At 62.1% G+C, this 16,236-nt stretch carries 14 protein-coding genes; 11 read left to right on the plus strand and 3 right to left on the minus strand.

Annotation, left to right across the window (positions count from 1 at the left end):
* Positions 1-52 precede the first annotated feature (52 nt).
* Complete coding sequence (locus tag VJ604_RS02385; RefSeq protein ID WP_324079788.1) at positions 53-1,918, minus strand: ABC transporter ATP-binding protein; 1,866 nt, start codon at positions 1,916-1,918, stop codon at positions 53-55.
* A gap of 170 nt (positions 1,919-2,088) precedes the next feature.
* Positions 2,089-3,801, minus strand: coding sequence for an ABC transporter ATP-binding protein (locus tag VJ604_RS02390; protein ID WP_324079789.1), 1,713 nt, complete (start codon positions 3,799-3,801; stop codon positions 2,089-2,091).
* A 599-nt stretch (positions 3,802-4,400) separates the two neighbouring features.
* On the opposite strand from VJ604_RS02390, the gene VJ604_RS02395 reads away from it, so the two are divergent.
* From VJ604_RS02395 to VJ604_RS02440, 10 genes are all read left to right on the plus strand, one after another.
* Positions 4,401-4,985, plus strand: coding sequence for a 4Fe-4S dicluster domain-containing protein (locus VJ604_RS02395; RefSeq protein ID WP_324079790.1), 585 nt, complete (start codon positions 4,401-4,403; stop codon positions 4,983-4,985).
* Positions 4,982-5,872: a CoB--CoM heterodisulfide reductase iron-sulfur subunit B family protein gene (locus VJ604_RS02400; protein WP_324079791.1), complete on the plus strand. Its 891-nt coding sequence runs from the start codon at positions 4,982-4,984 to the stop codon at positions 5,870-5,872. Before VJ604_RS02395 ends, VJ604_RS02400 begins: the two co-directional genes overlap by 4 nt.
* A gap of 21 nt (positions 5,873-5,893) precedes the next feature.
* Positions 5,894-7,891 (plus strand): 4Fe-4S dicluster domain-containing protein, encoded by a 1,998-nt coding sequence (locus tag VJ604_RS02405; RefSeq protein WP_324079792.1) that lies wholly within the window; start codon positions 5,894-5,896, stop codon positions 7,889-7,891.
* A 103-nt stretch (positions 7,892-7,994) separates the two neighbouring features.
* On the plus strand, positions 7,995-8,498 hold the full coding sequence (locus VJ604_RS02410; RefSeq protein WP_324079793.1) for a hydrogenase iron-sulfur subunit: 504 nt from the start codon (positions 7,995-7,997) through the stop codon (positions 8,496-8,498).
* Positions 8,499-8,510: 12 nt separating this feature from the next.
* On the plus strand, positions 8,511-9,476 hold the full coding sequence (locus VJ604_RS02415) for a Fe-S oxidoreductase (protein ID WP_324079794.1): 966 nt from the start codon (positions 8,511-8,513) through the stop codon (positions 9,474-9,476).
* Between the two features lie 8 nt (positions 9,477-9,484).
* Positions 9,485-10,489: a 4Fe-4S dicluster domain-containing protein gene (locus VJ604_RS02420; RefSeq protein ID WP_324079795.1), complete on the plus strand. Its 1,005-nt coding sequence runs from the start codon at positions 9,485-9,487 to the stop codon at positions 10,487-10,489.
* Between the two features lie 280 nt (positions 10,490-10,769).
* Positions 10,770-11,627, plus strand: coding sequence for an FAD/NAD(P)-binding protein (locus VJ604_RS02425; protein WP_324079796.1), 858 nt, complete (start codon positions 10,770-10,772; stop codon positions 11,625-11,627).
* A gap of 199 nt (positions 11,628-11,826) precedes the next feature.
* Positions 11,827-12,675, plus strand: a complete 849-nt coding sequence (locus VJ604_RS02430; RefSeq protein ID WP_324079797.1) for a sulfide/dihydroorotate dehydrogenase-like FAD/NAD-binding protein — start codon at positions 11,827-11,829, stop codon at positions 12,673-12,675.
* Complete coding sequence (gene gltA / locus VJ604_RS02435; RefSeq protein WP_324079798.1) at positions 12,672-14,084, plus strand: NADPH-dependent glutamate synthase; 1,413 nt, start codon at positions 12,672-12,674, stop codon at positions 14,082-14,084. Before VJ604_RS02430 ends, gltA begins: the two co-directional genes overlap by 4 nt.
* Before the next feature lie 331 nt (positions 14,085-14,415).
* Positions 14,416-15,459 (plus strand): cytochrome-c peroxidase, encoded by a 1,044-nt coding sequence (locus tag VJ604_RS02440; RefSeq protein WP_324079799.1) that lies wholly within the window; start codon positions 14,416-14,418, stop codon positions 15,457-15,459.
* Between the two features lie 169 nt (positions 15,460-15,628).
* Here VJ604_RS02440 and VJ604_RS02445 read toward each other — a convergent pair whose 3' ends face one another.
* Positions 15,629-15,901, minus strand: a complete 273-nt coding sequence (locus VJ604_RS02445) for a GIY-YIG nuclease family protein (protein WP_324079800.1) — start codon at positions 15,899-15,901, stop codon at positions 15,629-15,631.
* 186 nt (positions 15,902-16,087) lie between these two features.
* Between VJ604_RS02445 and VJ604_RS02450 the strand changes: the two genes are divergently transcribed.
* On the plus strand, positions 16,088-16,228 hold the full coding sequence (locus tag VJ604_RS02450) for a hypothetical protein (protein WP_324079801.1): 141 nt from the start codon (positions 16,088-16,090) through the stop codon (positions 16,226-16,228).
* Positions 16,229-16,236 lie beyond the last annotated feature (8 nt).

A 16,236-nucleotide genomic window follows, 5' to 3' on the forward strand; every position in this document is an offset into this window, starting at 1 on the left:
CACTATATAGGAAGAGCTTGATAAAAGAAAGCCGGGAACCTCAGCGAAAGGGTCAGTCCTTGAACTGCAGCTGGTACAGGCGGTAGTAGACTCCCTTGGCCGCCATCAGCTCGGCATGCCGGCCTTCCTCCACCTTTTCGCCCCGGTGGATGACGATGATGCGGTCGGCATCGCGGATGGTGGAAAGGCGGTGGGCGACCACCAGGGTGGTCCTCCCCGACATAAGCCCTTCCAGGCCCTGCTGGATCAGGCGCTCGCTGGCGGGATCGACGCTGGCGGTGGCCTCGTCCAGCACCAGGATCTCCGGATCGAAGGCGACGGCCCTGGCGAAAGAGATCAGCTGCCGCTCGCCCGCCGAAAAGTTGGAGCCGCGCTCGTGGACTTCTTCATCGAAGCCCTTGGGGAGGTTCCTGATGAAACGATCGGCTCCGACCACCGCCGCCGCCTGCTCCACCCTTGCCAGCGCCTGCGGGTCTCCCAACGAGATGTTGTAGGCCACCGTCCCGGAGAAAAGATAGGGATCCTGCAGGACTACGCCGATCCGGCTTCGCAGCGACTGCAGCGCCATCTGCCGGATGTCCTGGCCGTCGATCTCGATGGCGCCGCGCGTCACCTCGTAGAAGCGGGAGAGAAGCCGCGTTACCGTCGTTTTGCCGCCTCCCGTCTCACCCACCAAAGCCACCTTCTCGCCTCGCTTCATCTCCAGCGAGAATCCCTTCAGGACGTAATCCTCGCCGCTGTAGGCGAACCAGACGTCCCGGTAGGAAATTCCCTTCAGTGCCGGTCGTGGCGCCGCAGGATCCTGGGGCTGGTTGGCAGGGGAAGTCTTTTGCATGGCGGCAGTTGCAGTCGACTGCCGCAGTTCCCCGGCAGCCGGGGCTGGGGACGGAGAAGGGAGAAGCAGGGACTCCGCCTCCTCCTTTCTGTCCAGAAGATGAAAAATCCGCTCCAGAGATGCCATCGCCCCCTGCATCACCGAATATTTGGCGGATAGGTCGCGGATCGGCGAGAAGAATTTCTCGATGTATTGGATGAAGGCGACCAGCGCGCCGAAGGAGAGCGTGCCGCTCACGATCTCCCCGCCGCCATACCAGATGATGAGGGCGACCGCGATGGAGGAGAGCGCCTCCACCACCGCGTAGAGGGCGGCGTCCCAGGTGATCACCGGCAGGTTCGCTTCCATGTAGGAGGAGTTCAAGCGCTGGAACTCCCTCGCCTCGTCCCGCTCCCGGTTGAAAAGCTGCACCACCGAGATGCCGCCGATGCTCTCGGCAAGGAAGGAGCTGAGGTTGGCTTGCCGGGACCGCACCTGCCGGAAGGCGACCCGCATCCACGTCCTGAAGGCGAAGGCGACCCAGATCAGCACCGGCAGCACGGAGAAGGTAACCAGCGAGAGCCGGACGTTCATCCAGAGCATGATGACCACGATGCCCAAAAGGACCAGGATGTCTCCGACCACGGTGACCACGCCGGCGGCGAACATCTCGCCCAAGACCTCCACATCGCTGGTGAGCCTGGAGACCAGGCTTCCCACCGGGGTCTGGTCGAAGAAGCGGGAGGATAGCCGTTGGATATGGGTGAAGAGCTCGACCCTGATGTCGTACATCACCCGTTGACCGACGTAGGTGAGCAGGTAGACCTCGGCGAAGGTGAAGAGCGAGTCAGCGAGGATGACGCCTAGGAACATGGCCGCCAGCGCCGGAAGGCCCTCCAGCTGGTGTTTCACGATGTGGTTGTCGATGGCGATCTTGAGGATATACGGCTGCGAGAGCTTGGCCGCCGCGATGAGCGGCAGAAGCAGCAGCGTGGCGATGATCATGCCGCGGTACGGCGCAACGAAGCGCACGAAGCGCCCCATCAGCCGCCGGTCGTAGATCTTGCCAACCGTTTCATCCTCGTAAATCCCGCCAAAGTGCATAGATAACCTTTTTTACAAGCTTGGCATTCTCATTCCAACTCCCCCTCGCCCTCCGGGAGAGGGAGTGTTGGTGGATGTTGGCGAAGCCTTCGTCCTTTTCCCCTCGCCCCCCGGGAGAGGGGCAGGGGTGAGGGAAGCCACCTGTTGCCAGCGATGTCGACCGGAGCGAATTACATCCTCTCGATCTCGGCCTTCAGCTGTTCTTCTTTATGGATGGCGGCGTAGCGGCCGCCGAGGGCCAGCAGCTCTTCGTGGCTTCCCTGCTCGGCGATCTGGCCCTCTTCCATCACGATGATCCGGTCGCAGCCGCGCAGCGGGGAGAGCCGATGGGAGACGATCAACACGGTCCGTTCCCCGTAGTAGGCGGAAAGCTCGCTCAGGATGGCCTCTTCGGTGTCAGCATCGACTGCGGAAAGCGGATCGTCCAGGATCAGGATCTGCGGCTCCTTGATCAGCGCGCGCGCGATGGCCACCCGCTGCTTCTGCCCCCCGGAGAGCGTCACCCCCCGCTCGCCCACGATGGTGTCGAACCCGTCCGGGAACCGGGCGATGTCCTTGGCCAGTCCTGCGATCCTCGCCGCCCGCTCGATCTCGGCGGCGCTCGCTCCCGGTTTCCCGTAGCCGATGTTCTCGCCTATGCTGCGGGAAAAGAGGAAGCTTTCCTGGGGGATGAAGCCGACGGAGTTCCGAAGGGTCTTGAGCGGCAGCCTGTTCACGTCAATGCCGTCAATCAGCAGCATGCCGTCCCCCACCTCCCACATGCGCGGTATCAGGCGCACCAGGGTCGATTTGCCGCTCCCGATCACCCCGACGATGCCGATCCTCGCCCCCTGCTCGATCTTCAGGTTGATGCCGCGCAGCATGCCGCTCTCCCGGTACGAGAAGGAGAGGTTGCGAAATTCTATCTCTCCCCTGATCCCGTCAGCGGGGTCAACGGGATGCTCCGGCTCCATCACCTCCGCGCTGGCATGCAGGATCTCTCCCAGCCTGCTCATGGAAGCGGCGCCCCTTTGCATCAGGTTCAGTATCCAGCCGAACATGATGGTGGGCCAGACCAGCATGGCGAGGTACCCGTTGAAGGCAACGAAGCCACCCAGCGTCATCTCCCCCCGGATCACCATTCCGCCGCCCATGAACAGGACGATGAGGGTGCCGGCCGCGCCGGTGGCGCCCATGATGGGAAGCATGGCCCCCCTCACCTTGGCGACCCCCATGCTGGCATCCGAATAGCTCTCGCAGACCTGGCGAAAGGTCTCTACCTCCCCCTCCTCCCGACAGTACGCCTTGACGACCGAGGCGGCGGAGACGTTTTCCTCCACGCGGGTGGAGAGCATCGACAGCGCTTCCTGCATCCGCTTGGAACGGTGGAACATCGATGCGCTCAGCCGCTTCACGACCAGTATCATGAGCGGGAAAGGGATGATGGCGAAGAAGGTGAGATAGGGGGAGATGCGGGTCATCAGGAAGACGGCCGCACTGTAGATGACCACGGTGTTGAAGAGGCTCAAGATGCCGAAGCCGAGCAGCATCCGGACGTTGGTCAGGTCGTTGGCCAGCCGCGAGAGGATATCCCCGGTCCGCCAACTGGAGAAGTAGGCCATGTCCAGGGTCAATAGCTTCCCGTACAGGTCCTCCCTCAGTAGATACTCGATGCGTCGCCCTGCATTGAGCAAGGTGGTCCGGGAAAAGACCCGGATGATACCCTGGGCCACGGCGGCGGCCGCGATCATGCCGCCGTACTGCGCCGGGGAGAAGCGCACCGAGGCGGGATGCTGCAGCCCCTCGATGGCGAGCTTCATCAGCCACGGGATAGCCAAGCCGCAGATGTTGGTGCCGATCAGCAGCAGCGCGCCGAGGAGATAGCTCCATCTGCAGTTGAGCATGTAGCCGTATAGTCTTTTCCAGTCGCTGATCGCGCACCTCGCCCGAATTCTGATGGATCATTAAATTAATCTATTTGTTTGCGACTGTCAAAGAGTTTGCCAAAACCACTGTGGCAATAGCGGACTGTTTTAAAATGACGAAAACAACTGTTGAATTTCTCCACAATAAAACAAGCAGAATTTCTCCACATGTGTATAAATTACACAGTAATTCAACTAGTTCTATTAGAACCAGCACGGTAAACGCCTTTTTGACTGCTACAAGGAGCTCTCTATGACAGTGCGGCTCCACCTACAACGTAACTACTCCATTTATAGTGCATTTTTCTCTTTTTTTGCTCCTTCGCCAGGCTCCGAAAATAAAGTTGTGCTTGATTTTGTTTTAAAAAAGCGTATATTCCGGAAAAAATTTTGCAGAGGTATTCACGTATACCTTGGAAACACGCGAATAAAGGCGTGTTAGAACAGTGTTGTATACGAACGAAGACCGCGAAATTACCGCTGTTTGTCACCTCCCGGGGCCGTTCGGCCTGCCACTAACGAAACGACATCGGCGTCCCGTTCCATACTCTCAACATCACACCATCGTGAGGTTAGCAGTGAAAAACAAGTTGATGCACCTCTCCAACGAAACCATGAACGTCGGCTTCGTGAAAAAGGTGGAGTCTCTCTCCGGCAGCTCGGTCAGGCGCTGTTTCCAGTGCGGCAAGTGCTCGGCCGGCTGCCCGATGTCCACCTTCATGGAGCACCCTCCCAACAGGATCGTCCGCCTGCTGCAGCTAGGCCAGTGGGAGCGGGTGCTGGCCGGCCGTTCCATCTGGTACTGCGCCTCCTGCGAGACCTGCAGCACGCGCTGCCCCAACAAGGTGGACCTGGCCTCCATCATGGACGCCCTGAGGAAACTCTCCTGGGATGCGGACGGCCCCTCCAAGGAAAGCTACGTGCAGCTCGCCAACCGCCTCTTCATAGAAAACATCCGCAACTACGGCAGGCAGTATGAACTGCGGCTGGGCGCGGCCTTCAACGTGAAGAGCGGGCAGTTCCTGAAGGACCTGCTGCTCGGGCCGAAACTGATCTCGCGCGGCAAGCTGAAGGTGTTCCATTCCAGGAACAAGAACCTCAAGGAGATCGAGGCGATCTTCAACCGCATCGAGGAAATGCGCAAGAAGGGGGAAGCGCTGTGACACCTGGCAAGAAAGAGCTCACCTATTCATATTATCCCGGCTGTTCGCTGCATGCCTCCGGGCGGGAATACGACATCTCCACCCAGGCGCTGTTCAGCTCGCTCAACATCGGCCTGAAGGAAGTGCCCGACTGGTTTTGCTGCGGGGCCACCCCCGCGCACAACGTCGACGAACTCCTCTCGCTCTCCCTGTGCGCGAAGAACCTGGCACTGGCCGAAGAGGTGAAGGGCGACCTGGCGGTGGCCTGCGCGGCGTGCTTCTCGCGGCTTAAGACGACCCAGCACCACCTCAAAGAGGACGACACCAAGCGTCGGCAGGTGGAGAAGGCGATCGACGGCCCGGCGCCGATGGACAAACCGGTGAAGCACATCCTGGAGATCCTGGCCAGGGACTTCGGCCTCGGCAAGCTGGAGCAGAGTGTGAAAAAACCGCTGGTGGGGCTGAAGGTCGCCTGCTACTACGGCTGCCTGCTGACCCGCCCGCCCGAGGTGCCGGATCTCGATGACTGCGAGGACCCGAGCATCATGGAGGACATCCTGAGGGCGCTGGGGGCCGAGCCGGTCCAGTGGTCGCACCGGATGGAATGCTGCGGCGCCAACTTCACGCTGTCGCGCCCGGGCGTGGTCGTGAAGCTTTCCAACGCCATCCTCGATTCGGCCAAGTTCGCCGAAGCGGACTGCATCATGGTCGCCTGCCCGCTCTGCCACGGCAACCTGGACATCCGCCAGCAGGACATCGAAGACAACCACAGCGCAAGCTATGGCCTCCCCATCTTCTACGTCACCCAGTTGGCGGCTCTCGCCATGGGCGTGGCCACGGACAAGCTCGGCTTCGAGAGCGTCATCGTCGATCCGCGGCCGCTCTTGAAGGAAAAGAACCTTATTTAAGCGTCATAGCTGAGGAATCATATGTCGAGAATCGGTGTTTTTGTTTGCCACTGCGGTGAGAACATCTCCCGCACGGTGGATGTCGAGCAGGTCGCCCAGGCCGCGGGGAAGATCCCGGGGGTAGCGTACTCCTGCGATTACAAGTACATGTGCTCGGATCCGGGCCAGACCCTGCTCAAGAAGGCGGTCGCCGAGCATAACCTGGACGGCGTCCTGGTGGCCGCGTGCAGCCCGCGCATGCACGAGAAGACCTTCCGCAAGGCGGCCCAGTCGGCGGGACTCAACCCCTACCTCTGCGAGATGGCCAACATCCGCGAGCACTGCTCCTGGGTGCACGAGAACCGCGAGATGGCGACCGCCAAGGCCTCGGACATCGTCAGGCTGATGGTGGAGCGGGTCAAGAGGGGGAAATCGCTCGCCCCCATCACGGTGCCGGTCAAGAAGCGGGCGCTGGTGATCGGCGGCGGCATCGCCGGCATCCAGGCGGCGCTGGACATCGCGGACGCCGGCCACGAGGTGCTGGTGGTGGAGCGCGAGCCCTCCATCGGCGGCCACATGGCGCAGCTCTCAGAGACCTTCCCGACCCTGGACTGCTCCCAGTGCATCATGACCCCGAAGATGGTCGACCTCGCCAACCATCCCAACATCACCCTCTACACCTACGCCGAGGTCGAGAAGGTAGACGGCTACATCGGCAACTTCTCGGTCACCGTGCGCAGGAAGGCGCGCTCTGTCGACGAGAGCAAGTGCACGGGCTGCGGCGTCTGCATCGCCAAGTGCCCCAAGAAGAAGATCCCCAACGACTTCGACCAGGGCCACGGGATGCGCAGCGCCATCTACGTGCCGTTCCCGCAGGCGGTCCCCAACACGCCGGTGATCGACCGCGAGAACTGCACCATGTTCCAAACCGGCAAGTGCGGCGTCTGCGCCAAGGTCTGCGGACCGGGAGCCGTCGATTACCAGCAGGAGGACCGGGTCACCGTGGAGGAGATCGGCGCCATCGTGGTGGCAACCGGCTTCAAGCTGTACTCCATCGACAGGAAGCCCGAGGGAAGCCCAATCCAGGGGTACGGCGAATTCGGCTACGGCACCATCCCCGACGTGATCGACGGCATGACCTTCGAGCGGCTGGCCTCCGCCTCCGGCCCCACCGGCGGCAAGATCCTGCGCCCCTCGGACGGCAAGGAGCCCAAGCAGGTGGTCTTCATCCAGTGCGTCGGCTCGCGCGCCCGTGAGAAAGGGATCTCCTACTGCTCCAAGATCTGCTGCATGTACACCGCGAAGCACACCATGCTCTACCACCACAAGGTGCACGACGGCCAGGCCTACGTTTTCTTCATGGACGCCAGGACGCCGGGCAAGGGCTATGACGAGTTCTGGCGCCGCGCGGTGGAGGAAGAGGAAGCGGTCTACGTCAGGGGGATGGTGTCGCGTCTCTACCAGAAAGGCGACAAGATCGTGGTCAAGGGGAGCGACATCCAGGTGGGTGTGCAGGTGGAGATCGAGGCAGACCTGGTGGTGCTGGCGACCGCCGTCCAGCCGCAGGATGGTGCGGATCTGCTGGCGCAGAAGCTCGGCATCTCCTACGACAAGTACAACTTCTACTCCGAGGCGCACGCCAAGCTGAAGCCGGTGGAATGCGCCACCGCCGGTATCTACCTGGCCGGCGCCTGCCAGGGCCCCAAGGATATCCCGGATACCGTCTCCCAGGCCTCCGCGGCCGCGGCCAAGGTGATGACCTTGTTCGCCAAGGATCAGTTGGAGCGCGATCCGGTGGTCGCCAAGGTGAACGAGAAATACTGCGCCGGCTGCTTCGCCTGCAAGAAGGTCTGCCCGTACGGAGCCATCGAGGAGAAGGAGATCCGCGACCGCCAGGGGAACCTGGTGAGGGTGGCGGCCTACGTGAACCCCGGCGTCTGCGGCGGCTGCGGCACCTGCCAGGCCACCTGCCCGTCCAAGACCGTGGAACTCGACGGCTACACCGACGAGCAGGTCATGGCGATGATCGAGTCGCTGTAGAGAGGCTGAGAAGCGAGATTAAGATTGAGATTAAGATTAAGAGAAAAGCCACCGGCCTTCCTTAATCTTAATCTTGATCTCAACCTGATTTTAAGGATCTTCCATGCACGCTGAACAGAAACAACACGACTTTGAACCGAAAATAGTCGCCTTCGTCTGCACCTGGTGCACCTACGCTGGCGCGGACCTGGCCGGCACCAGCAGGATGCAGTACCCGCCCAACGTCCGGGTGCTGAAATTCCCCTGCACCGGCCGCATCGATCCGGTCTTCATCCTGCGCGCCTTCCAGAAAGGTGCCGACGGGGTGCTGGTTTCCGGCTGCCATCCGGGTGACTGCCACTACATGGCCGGCAACTTCCACGCCCGGCGCCGCTTCGCCGCCTTCCGCGCGCTGCTCGACTTCGTGGGGGTGGACCTGAACCGGCTCCAGTTCTCCTGGGTTTCCGCCGCCGAGGGTGGCAAGTGGGTGGAGGTGGTCACCGAACTGACTGAGCGGGTACGCGCCATGGGCCCCATGCGGGAGTTCAAGGAACTCGAGCAGCAAGAGCAGTGGTCGGCCGTGCTCACCTCACCGGAACTCAAAGAAGCCTTCGAAAGCATCACGTAACAGGATACCTACATGAACGCAAAAGCAAAAAACAGCGCTTCCGGCATCGGTCCCGCTTACTACGATGCGGTCACCCAGGCCATCCGCCAGGAGGCGGCGAAACTTCTGAAAGAGGAGACCGTGGTGGCCGTGGTGGGCTACCTGCCGGGGCGCCGCAAGGGAACCGCCTCCCCCGCCCTGGTCACCACCTGTGAAGAGGCCGCCCAACTCATCTTCTCGCCCGCCTGCGTCAACAACCTTTCTCTCTACCTCACCAAGGCGAAGAAAGGGGTCCTCCAGAAGGGGCGCGTGGCGATCGTCGCCAAAGGCTGCGACATGCGCGCGCTGGCCGGACTGATGGGCGAGTCGCAGATCAATCGTGATGACATCGTGGTCATCGGCGTTGCCTGCGCGGGTGTCCAGGCAACGCCCAGGGCACTCACCACTGCCCCTCTGCCCGAGAATGAGGGGACGCTGTCGGAGGAGAACATCGCCCGGAAGTGCCGCGAGTGCACGGTGCACGTTCCAGAGGGAGCCGATGTGGTGGCTGGCACCCTTCCTGAACTGCCGGGGCTGACCGCGGTGGAAGCGGAGGAACTGGCGAGGATCGAGGCTATGAGCCAGGCGGAGCGCTGGGCCTACTGGAAGGAGCACTTCTCGCGCTGCATCCGCTGCATGGCCTGCCGCCAGGTCTGCCCCTTCTGCTACTGCGAGCAGTGCCTGTGCGACAAGAACCGGCCGCAGGCGGTGGAGACTTCGCCCAGGCCGGCCGGGAACACCGCGTGGCACATCGTGCGCGCCATGCATCTGGCCGGGCGCTGCGGTGGCTGCGCCGAGTGCGAGCGGGTCTGCCCGATGGACATCCCCCTCAATCTCCTGAACCGGCGCATGGCCAAGGAGCTCAAAGAGCTCTACGACTACGAGGCGGGCCTCGCCCCGCAGGAGAAGGGTCCGCTCAACCAGTACAAGGAAGACGACGACCAGTCGTTCATCAAGTAGGGAGCTATATGCCGCAGATACTTACTGAAGCAAATCTTCGCAGCCTGATCGATCTCCTGGTCAAGGAGTCGAAGCTGGTCGTCGGGCCGAAACAGGCCGGATCGCTGGTGCTCTACGAGCCGCTTGCCACCGGCTCCGACCTCAAACTGGGCGCCCTCCCCCGCCGCTCTTCGAAGGAGCTGTTCTTCCCGATCTGCGAGAACATCCTCACCTTCAAGAAGGAAGAAGGGGTCACCAAGGTCCAGGACGTGGACAGGTCGGCCTTCCCGGAAACGGTGCTGATCGGCGCGCTCCCCTGCGACGCCAGCTCGCCGGCCATCCTGGATGCAGTTTTCTCCTGGGATTACCACGACGACTTCTACCTTGAGCGCCGCCGCAAGAGCACCATCGTCGGCATCGCCTGCACCAAGGGAGACGACGCCTGCTTCTGCACCGCCGTGGGCTATTCGCCGTACGGGCAGGAAGGGAGCGACCTCTTCCTGACCCCGCTCACCGACGGCAACTTCGCGGTGGACGTGGTTACCGAAAAAGGGCAGAAGCTGGTCGACGCCCATCCCTCGCTCTTCACCGAAGGGAAGGGAGCGGCACCGGTTTCTTTCCAGGGGCCGCAAGGGGAGAAGCTCGACCTCGCCAAGATCAAGGAGTGGCTGGACACCCACTTCGAGGACCCGCTCTGGCAGAAGATCGCCGACATCTGCGTCGGCTGCGGCGCCTGCGCTTTCATCTGCCCGGCCTGCCACTGCTTCGACATCAACGACGAGGGAAGCGCGGACAACGGCGCCCGTCGCAAGCACTGGGACGCCTGCGGCTTCGCCAAATTCACCAACCATGCGTCCGGCCACAACCCGCGCGACATCCAGAACAAGCGCTACCGCAACCGGATCATGCACAAGTTCAAGTACTACAGCGACAAGTTCGACAAGACGCTCTGCACCGGCTGCGGAAGATGCGTCAGGACCTGCCCGGTGGGGATCGATATCGCGGAGATCCTCGATACCATCAACAAGGGTTAAACCTTTAACCCCATCCTCACCCCGGCCCTCCCCTTGAAGGGGAGGGAGTGTCTGCAAAGGTGGATGACGTCCTTCGACAAGCTCAGGACGAGCGGGTTGTTGGTTCAAAAGTCATGAATAAAATCGAGAAGCTTGGTCAAGCCGTTCGTGCTGAGCCTGTCGAAGCACCAGGATTTGACAATCCCGTCTTCCTTAGGCTCCTGAGCAGAAGCAATCCCCCCTGTCCCCCCTTTATCAAGGGGGGGACGCGATGCGAAAATAACTGAGAAGGTTCGAAAATATGTGCAACGGTAATTGCGAATCCAAGAAGAATATCTATCTGCCGTATCTCGCCACCATCGAAAACATCGTCGACGAGACTCCGGACGTCAGGACGCTCAGGCTGGTTTTCCAGGACGAGCAGGTCAGGGAAACGTTCGCCTTCCGTGCGGGCCAGTTCGCGGAGTACTCGGCCTTCGGTGCGGGTGAATCCACCTTCTGCATCGCCTCGGCGCCGACCCGCAAAGGTTACATCGAGTGCTGCTTCAGGAGTGTCGGCCGCGTTACGGAGGCGCTCAGGAGGCTGGAGGTCGGTGAGACCATCGGCGTGCGCGGCCCCTACGGGAACTCCTTCCCGATCGAGCAGTTCTACGGCAAGAACCTGGTCTTCATCGCGGGGGGCATCGCGCTGCCGCCGCTGCGCACCGTGATCTGGAACTGCCTGGACCTCAGGGACAAGTTCGGGGACATCACCATCGTCTACGGCGCCCGCTCGGAGGCGGACCTCGTCTACAAGCGGGAGCTGGCCGAGTGGCAGGCGCGCGACGACGTGCGGCTGGTGAAGTGCGTCGATCCCGGCGGCAACGGCCCGGACTTTGACGGCAAGGTCGGCTTCGTCCCCAACGTGCTGGAAGAGGCCGCTCCCAGCGCCGAGAACACCATCGCGCTGGTCTGCGGCCCCCCCATCATGATCAAGTTCACCCTCCCCGTGCTGGAGCGTCTGGGCTTCGCCGACGACGCCATCTACACCACGCTGGAGAACAGGATGAAATGCGGCGTCGGCAAGTGCGGCCGCTGCAACGTCGGCAACGTCTACGTCTGCAAGGACGGCCCCGTCTTCACCGCAGGCGAGGTGAAGCGCATGTCGCAGGAGTTCTAGGCTCCTTCATTCCAGATTCCATACAGCAGTCACCGAGAGCCGGGTCCTATCATGTGGGACCCGGCTCTCGCTATTCAACGCCTCCTCCCGTCCCACCCCTGCCAACTTTCCTTCGATATACCGTATACTTGCTTGCTACGCGCCTTGGCCTGCTGGTAGAATCGTGATGCTGTATTCACTATAAACAGAAGGTGACCACATGTTCGAAGTGTTGAGTAACGAGATTCTCGCCGAGAACCTTCACAAGATGGTTATTTCGGCACCACGCATCGCTCGCGCCCGCAAGGCCGGCCAGTTCGTGATCGTCCGGCTCGCCCAGGGCGAAGAGCGCATCCCTCTCACCATCGGTGATGCAGACCCCGCAGCGGGCACCATCACCCTTTTCATACAGGCCATCGGCGGCTCCACCCGCAAGATCGTCGATACCGAGGCCGGCGGCTTCATCAGGGACGTGGCCGGCCCTCTCGGCAAGGAAACCCACATCACCAACTGGGGCCGGGTCGCCTGCGTGGGCGGCGGCGTCGGCACTGCCGTCCTCTTCCCGCTGGTCAAGGCGCTGGCGGAAGCGGGCAACGAGATCACCACCATCATCGGCGGCCGCTCCAGCCGCTACATCATCCTCGCCGATGAGCTGACCCCTCTCTCCAAGGACTTCCTGGTGACCACCGAGGACGGCAGCATGGGGAGCAAGGGTTTCGTGACCGGTCCCTTGGCTGCGCTCCTGGCCGATCCCGAACGCGGCCCCCAGGCCGTTTTCGCCGTCGGTCCGGTGCCGATGATGAAAGCGGTGGCCAACCTGACCCGCCCCCAGGGGATCGAGACCGTGGTCAGCCTCAACCCGATCATGATCGACGGCACCGGCATGTGCGGCGGCTGCCGGGTCCAGGTAGGGAAGGAAACCAAGTTCGCCTGCGTGGACGGTCCGGAATTCGACGCCCACCTGGTCGATTTCGACGGGCTCACCGACCGCCTGACCAGCTACCGTGATGAAGAGGCGCTCCGACATGCGCCGCACGACTGCAAGCTCGCCAAGGAGGTGGCAAAGTGAGCAACAAACTTACGCCTAAAGAAAGGCTGTCCATAGAGCGGGTCCACATGCCGGAGCTTGCCGCCGACGTCAGGAGCGGCAACTTCGAGGAAGTAAACCAGGGGCTGAGCCCCGAGCAGGCGCTGAGCGAGGCCCGCCGCTGCCTGCAGTGCAAGAACAGGGCGTGCGTCGCCGGCTGTCCGGTGGGTGTCTCCATTCCCGAATTCATCGACGCACTCGCTTCCCAGGACCTTCCGCGCGCCGCCCAGATCCTGCGCGGCGACAACGCCCTCCCCGCCGTCTGCGGCAGGGTCTGCCCGCAGGAAACCCAATGCGAGGCGCTCTGCGTGCGGGGCGTGAAGGGTGACGCGGTCGCCATCGGCTACCTGGAGCGTTACGTGGCGGACTGGGCGATGCGCAACCCCGACCAGCTGCTGACTGCCGCGCTCCCCGCCTCCACCGGCAAATCGGTCGCCGTGGTCGGCTGCGGCCCGGCGGGACTCACCGCAGCCGGAGAACTGGCCCGCCAGGGCCATCGCGTCACCATCTTCGAGGCGCTCCACGATACCGGCGGCGTCCTGCGCTACGGCATCCCGGAGTTCCGGCTCCCCAAGGAGATCATCGACCGCGAGGTCGCGGTGCTTGCCGAGCTCGGCGTCACCATCGAATGCAACGTCATCATCGGCAAGACCCTCACCATCCCGCAACTGCGTGAGGAGTTCGACGCCGTCTTCGTCGCCAACGGCGCCGGGCTTCCCACCATGCTCGGCATCGCCGGGGAGAACCTGAAAGGGGTCTACGCCGCCAACGAATACCTCACCCGCGTGAACCTCATGGAGGCCGGCCGGCGTGACGATGCAGCGACCCCGATCATCAAGCGGAGCCAGGTGGCCATCATCGGCGGCGGCAACACCGCCATGGACTGCGTGAGGACCGCACGCAGGCTGGGAGCCAGCCGGGCCATGATCGTCTACCGTCGCAGTGAGACCGAGATGCCGGCCAGGGTGGAGGAGATCAAGCACGCGAAGGAAGAGGGGGTCGAATTCGTCATGCTGACCGCCCCCATCGCCATCCTCGGCACCCCCGATGGCTGGGTCTCCGGCCTGGAGTGCCAGCGCATGGAACTCGGCCCGCCGGACCAGTCCGGACGTCGCAAGCCGCAGCCGATACCGGGCTCCGAATTCGTGCTGCCGGCCGAGGTGGTGATCAACGCCGTGGGAACCAACGCCAACCCCTTGCTGACCGCGTCCGCTCCGGATCTCGAACTGAACAAGTGGGGGAACGTGGTGGCCGATGAAAACGGCCAGACCTCGATCCCGGGAGTCTTCGCCGGCGGCGACATCGTGAGGGGTGGCGCCACCGTCATCCTGGCCATGGGTGACGGCAAACGCGCCGCGGCTGCCATCAACGACTACCTCAAGGCGCAGTAGCTTTTCCTCTCCCCTCCCCCCACGGGAGAGGGGCGGGGGTGAGGGAGGCCCCGAAACTCGTCAAGTAGTTCCACGAGGGAGAGTCTGGGGAAGAGGAAGATAGAATATTTGACACCGTACCTGTGAGGAGAGCCGAAAGCTCTCCTCTCTTTTTCTCCGCGCTCTCTCTCACATCCCCACCTCATCGCTCAACACCCCTCCCCTCATCAGTGCTTTCGTTGACATCACTCGATTACTGAGTAAGTTTTAAGTGGCGCCGATTATTCAGCATCCGGTTGATTCAGCGCCGCAACGACATCTGTGTCAGTTCAAAGCAATGAAGGAGGCGTACATGAAGAAGATGGCGACCGTTTCACTGTTGCTGGTAGTGAGCTCTGCTGTCGCGTGGGGAGCCGGCAATCCGATGAATGCTGCGCAGGAGATGTTCAAGCCCATTCCCTTCAAGACTCCGAACATCAAAGACAACCCCTCCAACCCCGCAAAGGTCGATTTGGGGATGAAACTCTTCTTCGATCCGCGCCTTTCCAATTCCCAGCTCATCAGCTGCAACACCTGCCATAACCTGGGGCTGGGCGGAGCCGATCTGCAGGAAACCTCCATCGGCCACGGCTGGCAGAAGGGACCGCGCAACGCCCCCACCGTCTTCAACGCGGTCTACAACGTGGCCCAGTTCTGGGACGGCCGTGCCGCCGACCTGAAGGCACAGGCCGTGGGACCGGTCCAGGCCTCGGTTGAAATGAACAATAATCCCGAGCTCGTCGTGCAGACGTTGAAGAGCATTCCAGGCTACACCCCGCTTTTCTGGAAGGCGTTCCCCGGCGAGAAGAACCCGATCACCTTCGCCAACATGGCCAAGGCCATCGAGGCCTTCGAGGCGACCCTGGTGACGCCTGACGCCCCGTTCGACCGCTATCTTAAAGGGGATCGCAAGGCGCTCACAGCCAAGCAGGAGGCCGGGCTGCGCGCCTTCATAGACAATGGCTGCGTTGCCTGCCATGGCGGGATCAACGTCGGGGGCAGCGGATATTTCCCGTTCGGCCTGAAGGAGGAACCTTCGGCCGAGGTGAGGCCGGCCAATGACATGGGACGCTTCAAGTTGACCAACACGGAGAAGGACAAGTTCGTCTTCAGGGCGCCTTCCCTGCGCAACGTCGCCATCACCCAGCCCTACTTCCACTCCGGCCGCGTCTGGACCCTGAAGGATGCGGTAGGTGTCATGAGCACTGCGCAACTCGGTATCAACCTCACTGCGCAGTCATCCGACAATATCGTGGCCTTCCTGGAAAGCCTCACCGGAAAGCAGCCGAAGCTCCAGTACCCGATACTGCCGCCAAGCACCACCAACACGCCGCATCCGACCGTTACGGTCAAGTAACGTAGGGAGGTGGCTTCCTACGTCCCCTCCCCTTCAAGCCTGCCCGCCGTAGCCTTGGCGAAGGAGGGGGGAGGGACAGGGTGAGGATGGGGTCCGCAGGAAGCTGTAGACGGGATAAAAGGAATAGACATGAACGGGGAAGAGCAACGGCGCTCTTCCCCTTTTTCTTTTAGATGGCAGGTGAGGAAATGGTGTTCAGCGGGGAGTCGAACAGCAGGGTCTTGTCACAGCGCCTCATCTCCTTGATGGTCCGTTCTCTCTGGCTGGCCGTGCTTCTGTCATGCCCGGATTCCAGGTAGAGCAGTCTCTTTGGCTGCCGCCCCCGGAAGTACTTGGCTCCGCGCCCCGATGAGTGTTCCCGCATGCGCCTCTCTATATCGGTCGTTATCCCGGTGTAGAGAGTGTCATCGGTGCAGAGAATGATGTAGACGTGCCAGTTCAAGGTAGATAATCGTCCCGTGCTGTGAGTGTCAGGCGGGATGATATTACTTCCAGCATTTCGGGTCAACCTCGGATAGGCATCCGGCACCCGAATTGCCGGTGTATGTCAACCACCCATCCCCTCTCCCTGCTTCCGCCCACCTCCCCTCTCCCTCCGGGAGAGGGTCAGGGTGAGGGAAGTCTCGAAATGAGAAGAACCATCAAGCCGGCATGGTGCCGGTGGCGGCTTCCCTCACCCGCCCTTCGGGCACCCTCTCCCGCCTTCGCCGTTATCGGCTACGGCGGACACGCCCCTGAAGCGCGAGGGTTTTCGGCCTTCCAGCGCTGACCATCAAC

Origin of the sequence: Geomonas sp. (assembly GCF_035254065.1) — a bacterium.
Taxonomy (GTDB): Bacteria; Desulfobacterota; Desulfuromonadia; order Geobacterales; family Geobacteraceae; genus Geomonas.

Excerpts from the sequence above, each read along its gene's own strand:
- VJ604_RS02385 (WP_324079788.1), bottom strand. The coding sequence starts at position 1,918 with ATGCACTTTGGCGGGATTTACGAGGATGAAACGGTTGGCAAGATCTAC.
- VJ604_RS02390 (WP_324079789.1), bottom strand. The coding sequence starts at position 3,801 with ATGCTCAACTGCAGATGGAGCTATCTCCTCGGCGCGCTGCTGCTGATC.
- VJ604_RS02405 (WP_324079792.1), top strand. The coding sequence starts at position 5,894 with ATGTCGAGAATCGGTGTTTTTGTTTGCCACTGCGGTGAGAACATCTCC.
- VJ604_RS02410 (WP_324079793.1), top strand. The coding sequence starts at position 7,995 with ATGCACGCTGAACAGAAACAACACGACTTTGAACCGAAAATAGTCGCC.
- VJ604_RS02415 (WP_324079794.1), top strand. The coding sequence starts at position 8,511 with ATGAACGCAAAAGCAAAAAACAGCGCTTCCGGCATCGGTCCCGCTTAC.
- VJ604_RS02420 (WP_324079795.1), top strand. The coding sequence starts at position 9,485 with ATGCCGCAGATACTTACTGAAGCAAATCTTCGCAGCCTGATCGATCTC.
- VJ604_RS02425 (WP_324079796.1), top strand. The coding sequence starts at position 10,770 with ATGTGCAACGGTAATTGCGAATCCAAGAAGAATATCTATCTGCCGTAT.
- VJ604_RS02430 (WP_324079797.1), top strand. The coding sequence starts at position 11,827 with ATGTTCGAAGTGTTGAGTAACGAGATTCTCGCCGAGAACCTTCACAAG.
- VJ604_RS02440 (WP_324079799.1), top strand. The coding sequence starts at position 14,416 with ATGAAGAAGATGGCGACCGTTTCACTGTTGCTGGTAGTGAGCTCTGCT.
- VJ604_RS02450 (WP_324079801.1), top strand. The coding sequence starts at position 16,088 with ATGAGAAGAACCATCAAGCCGGCATGGTGCCGGTGGCGGCTTCCCTCA.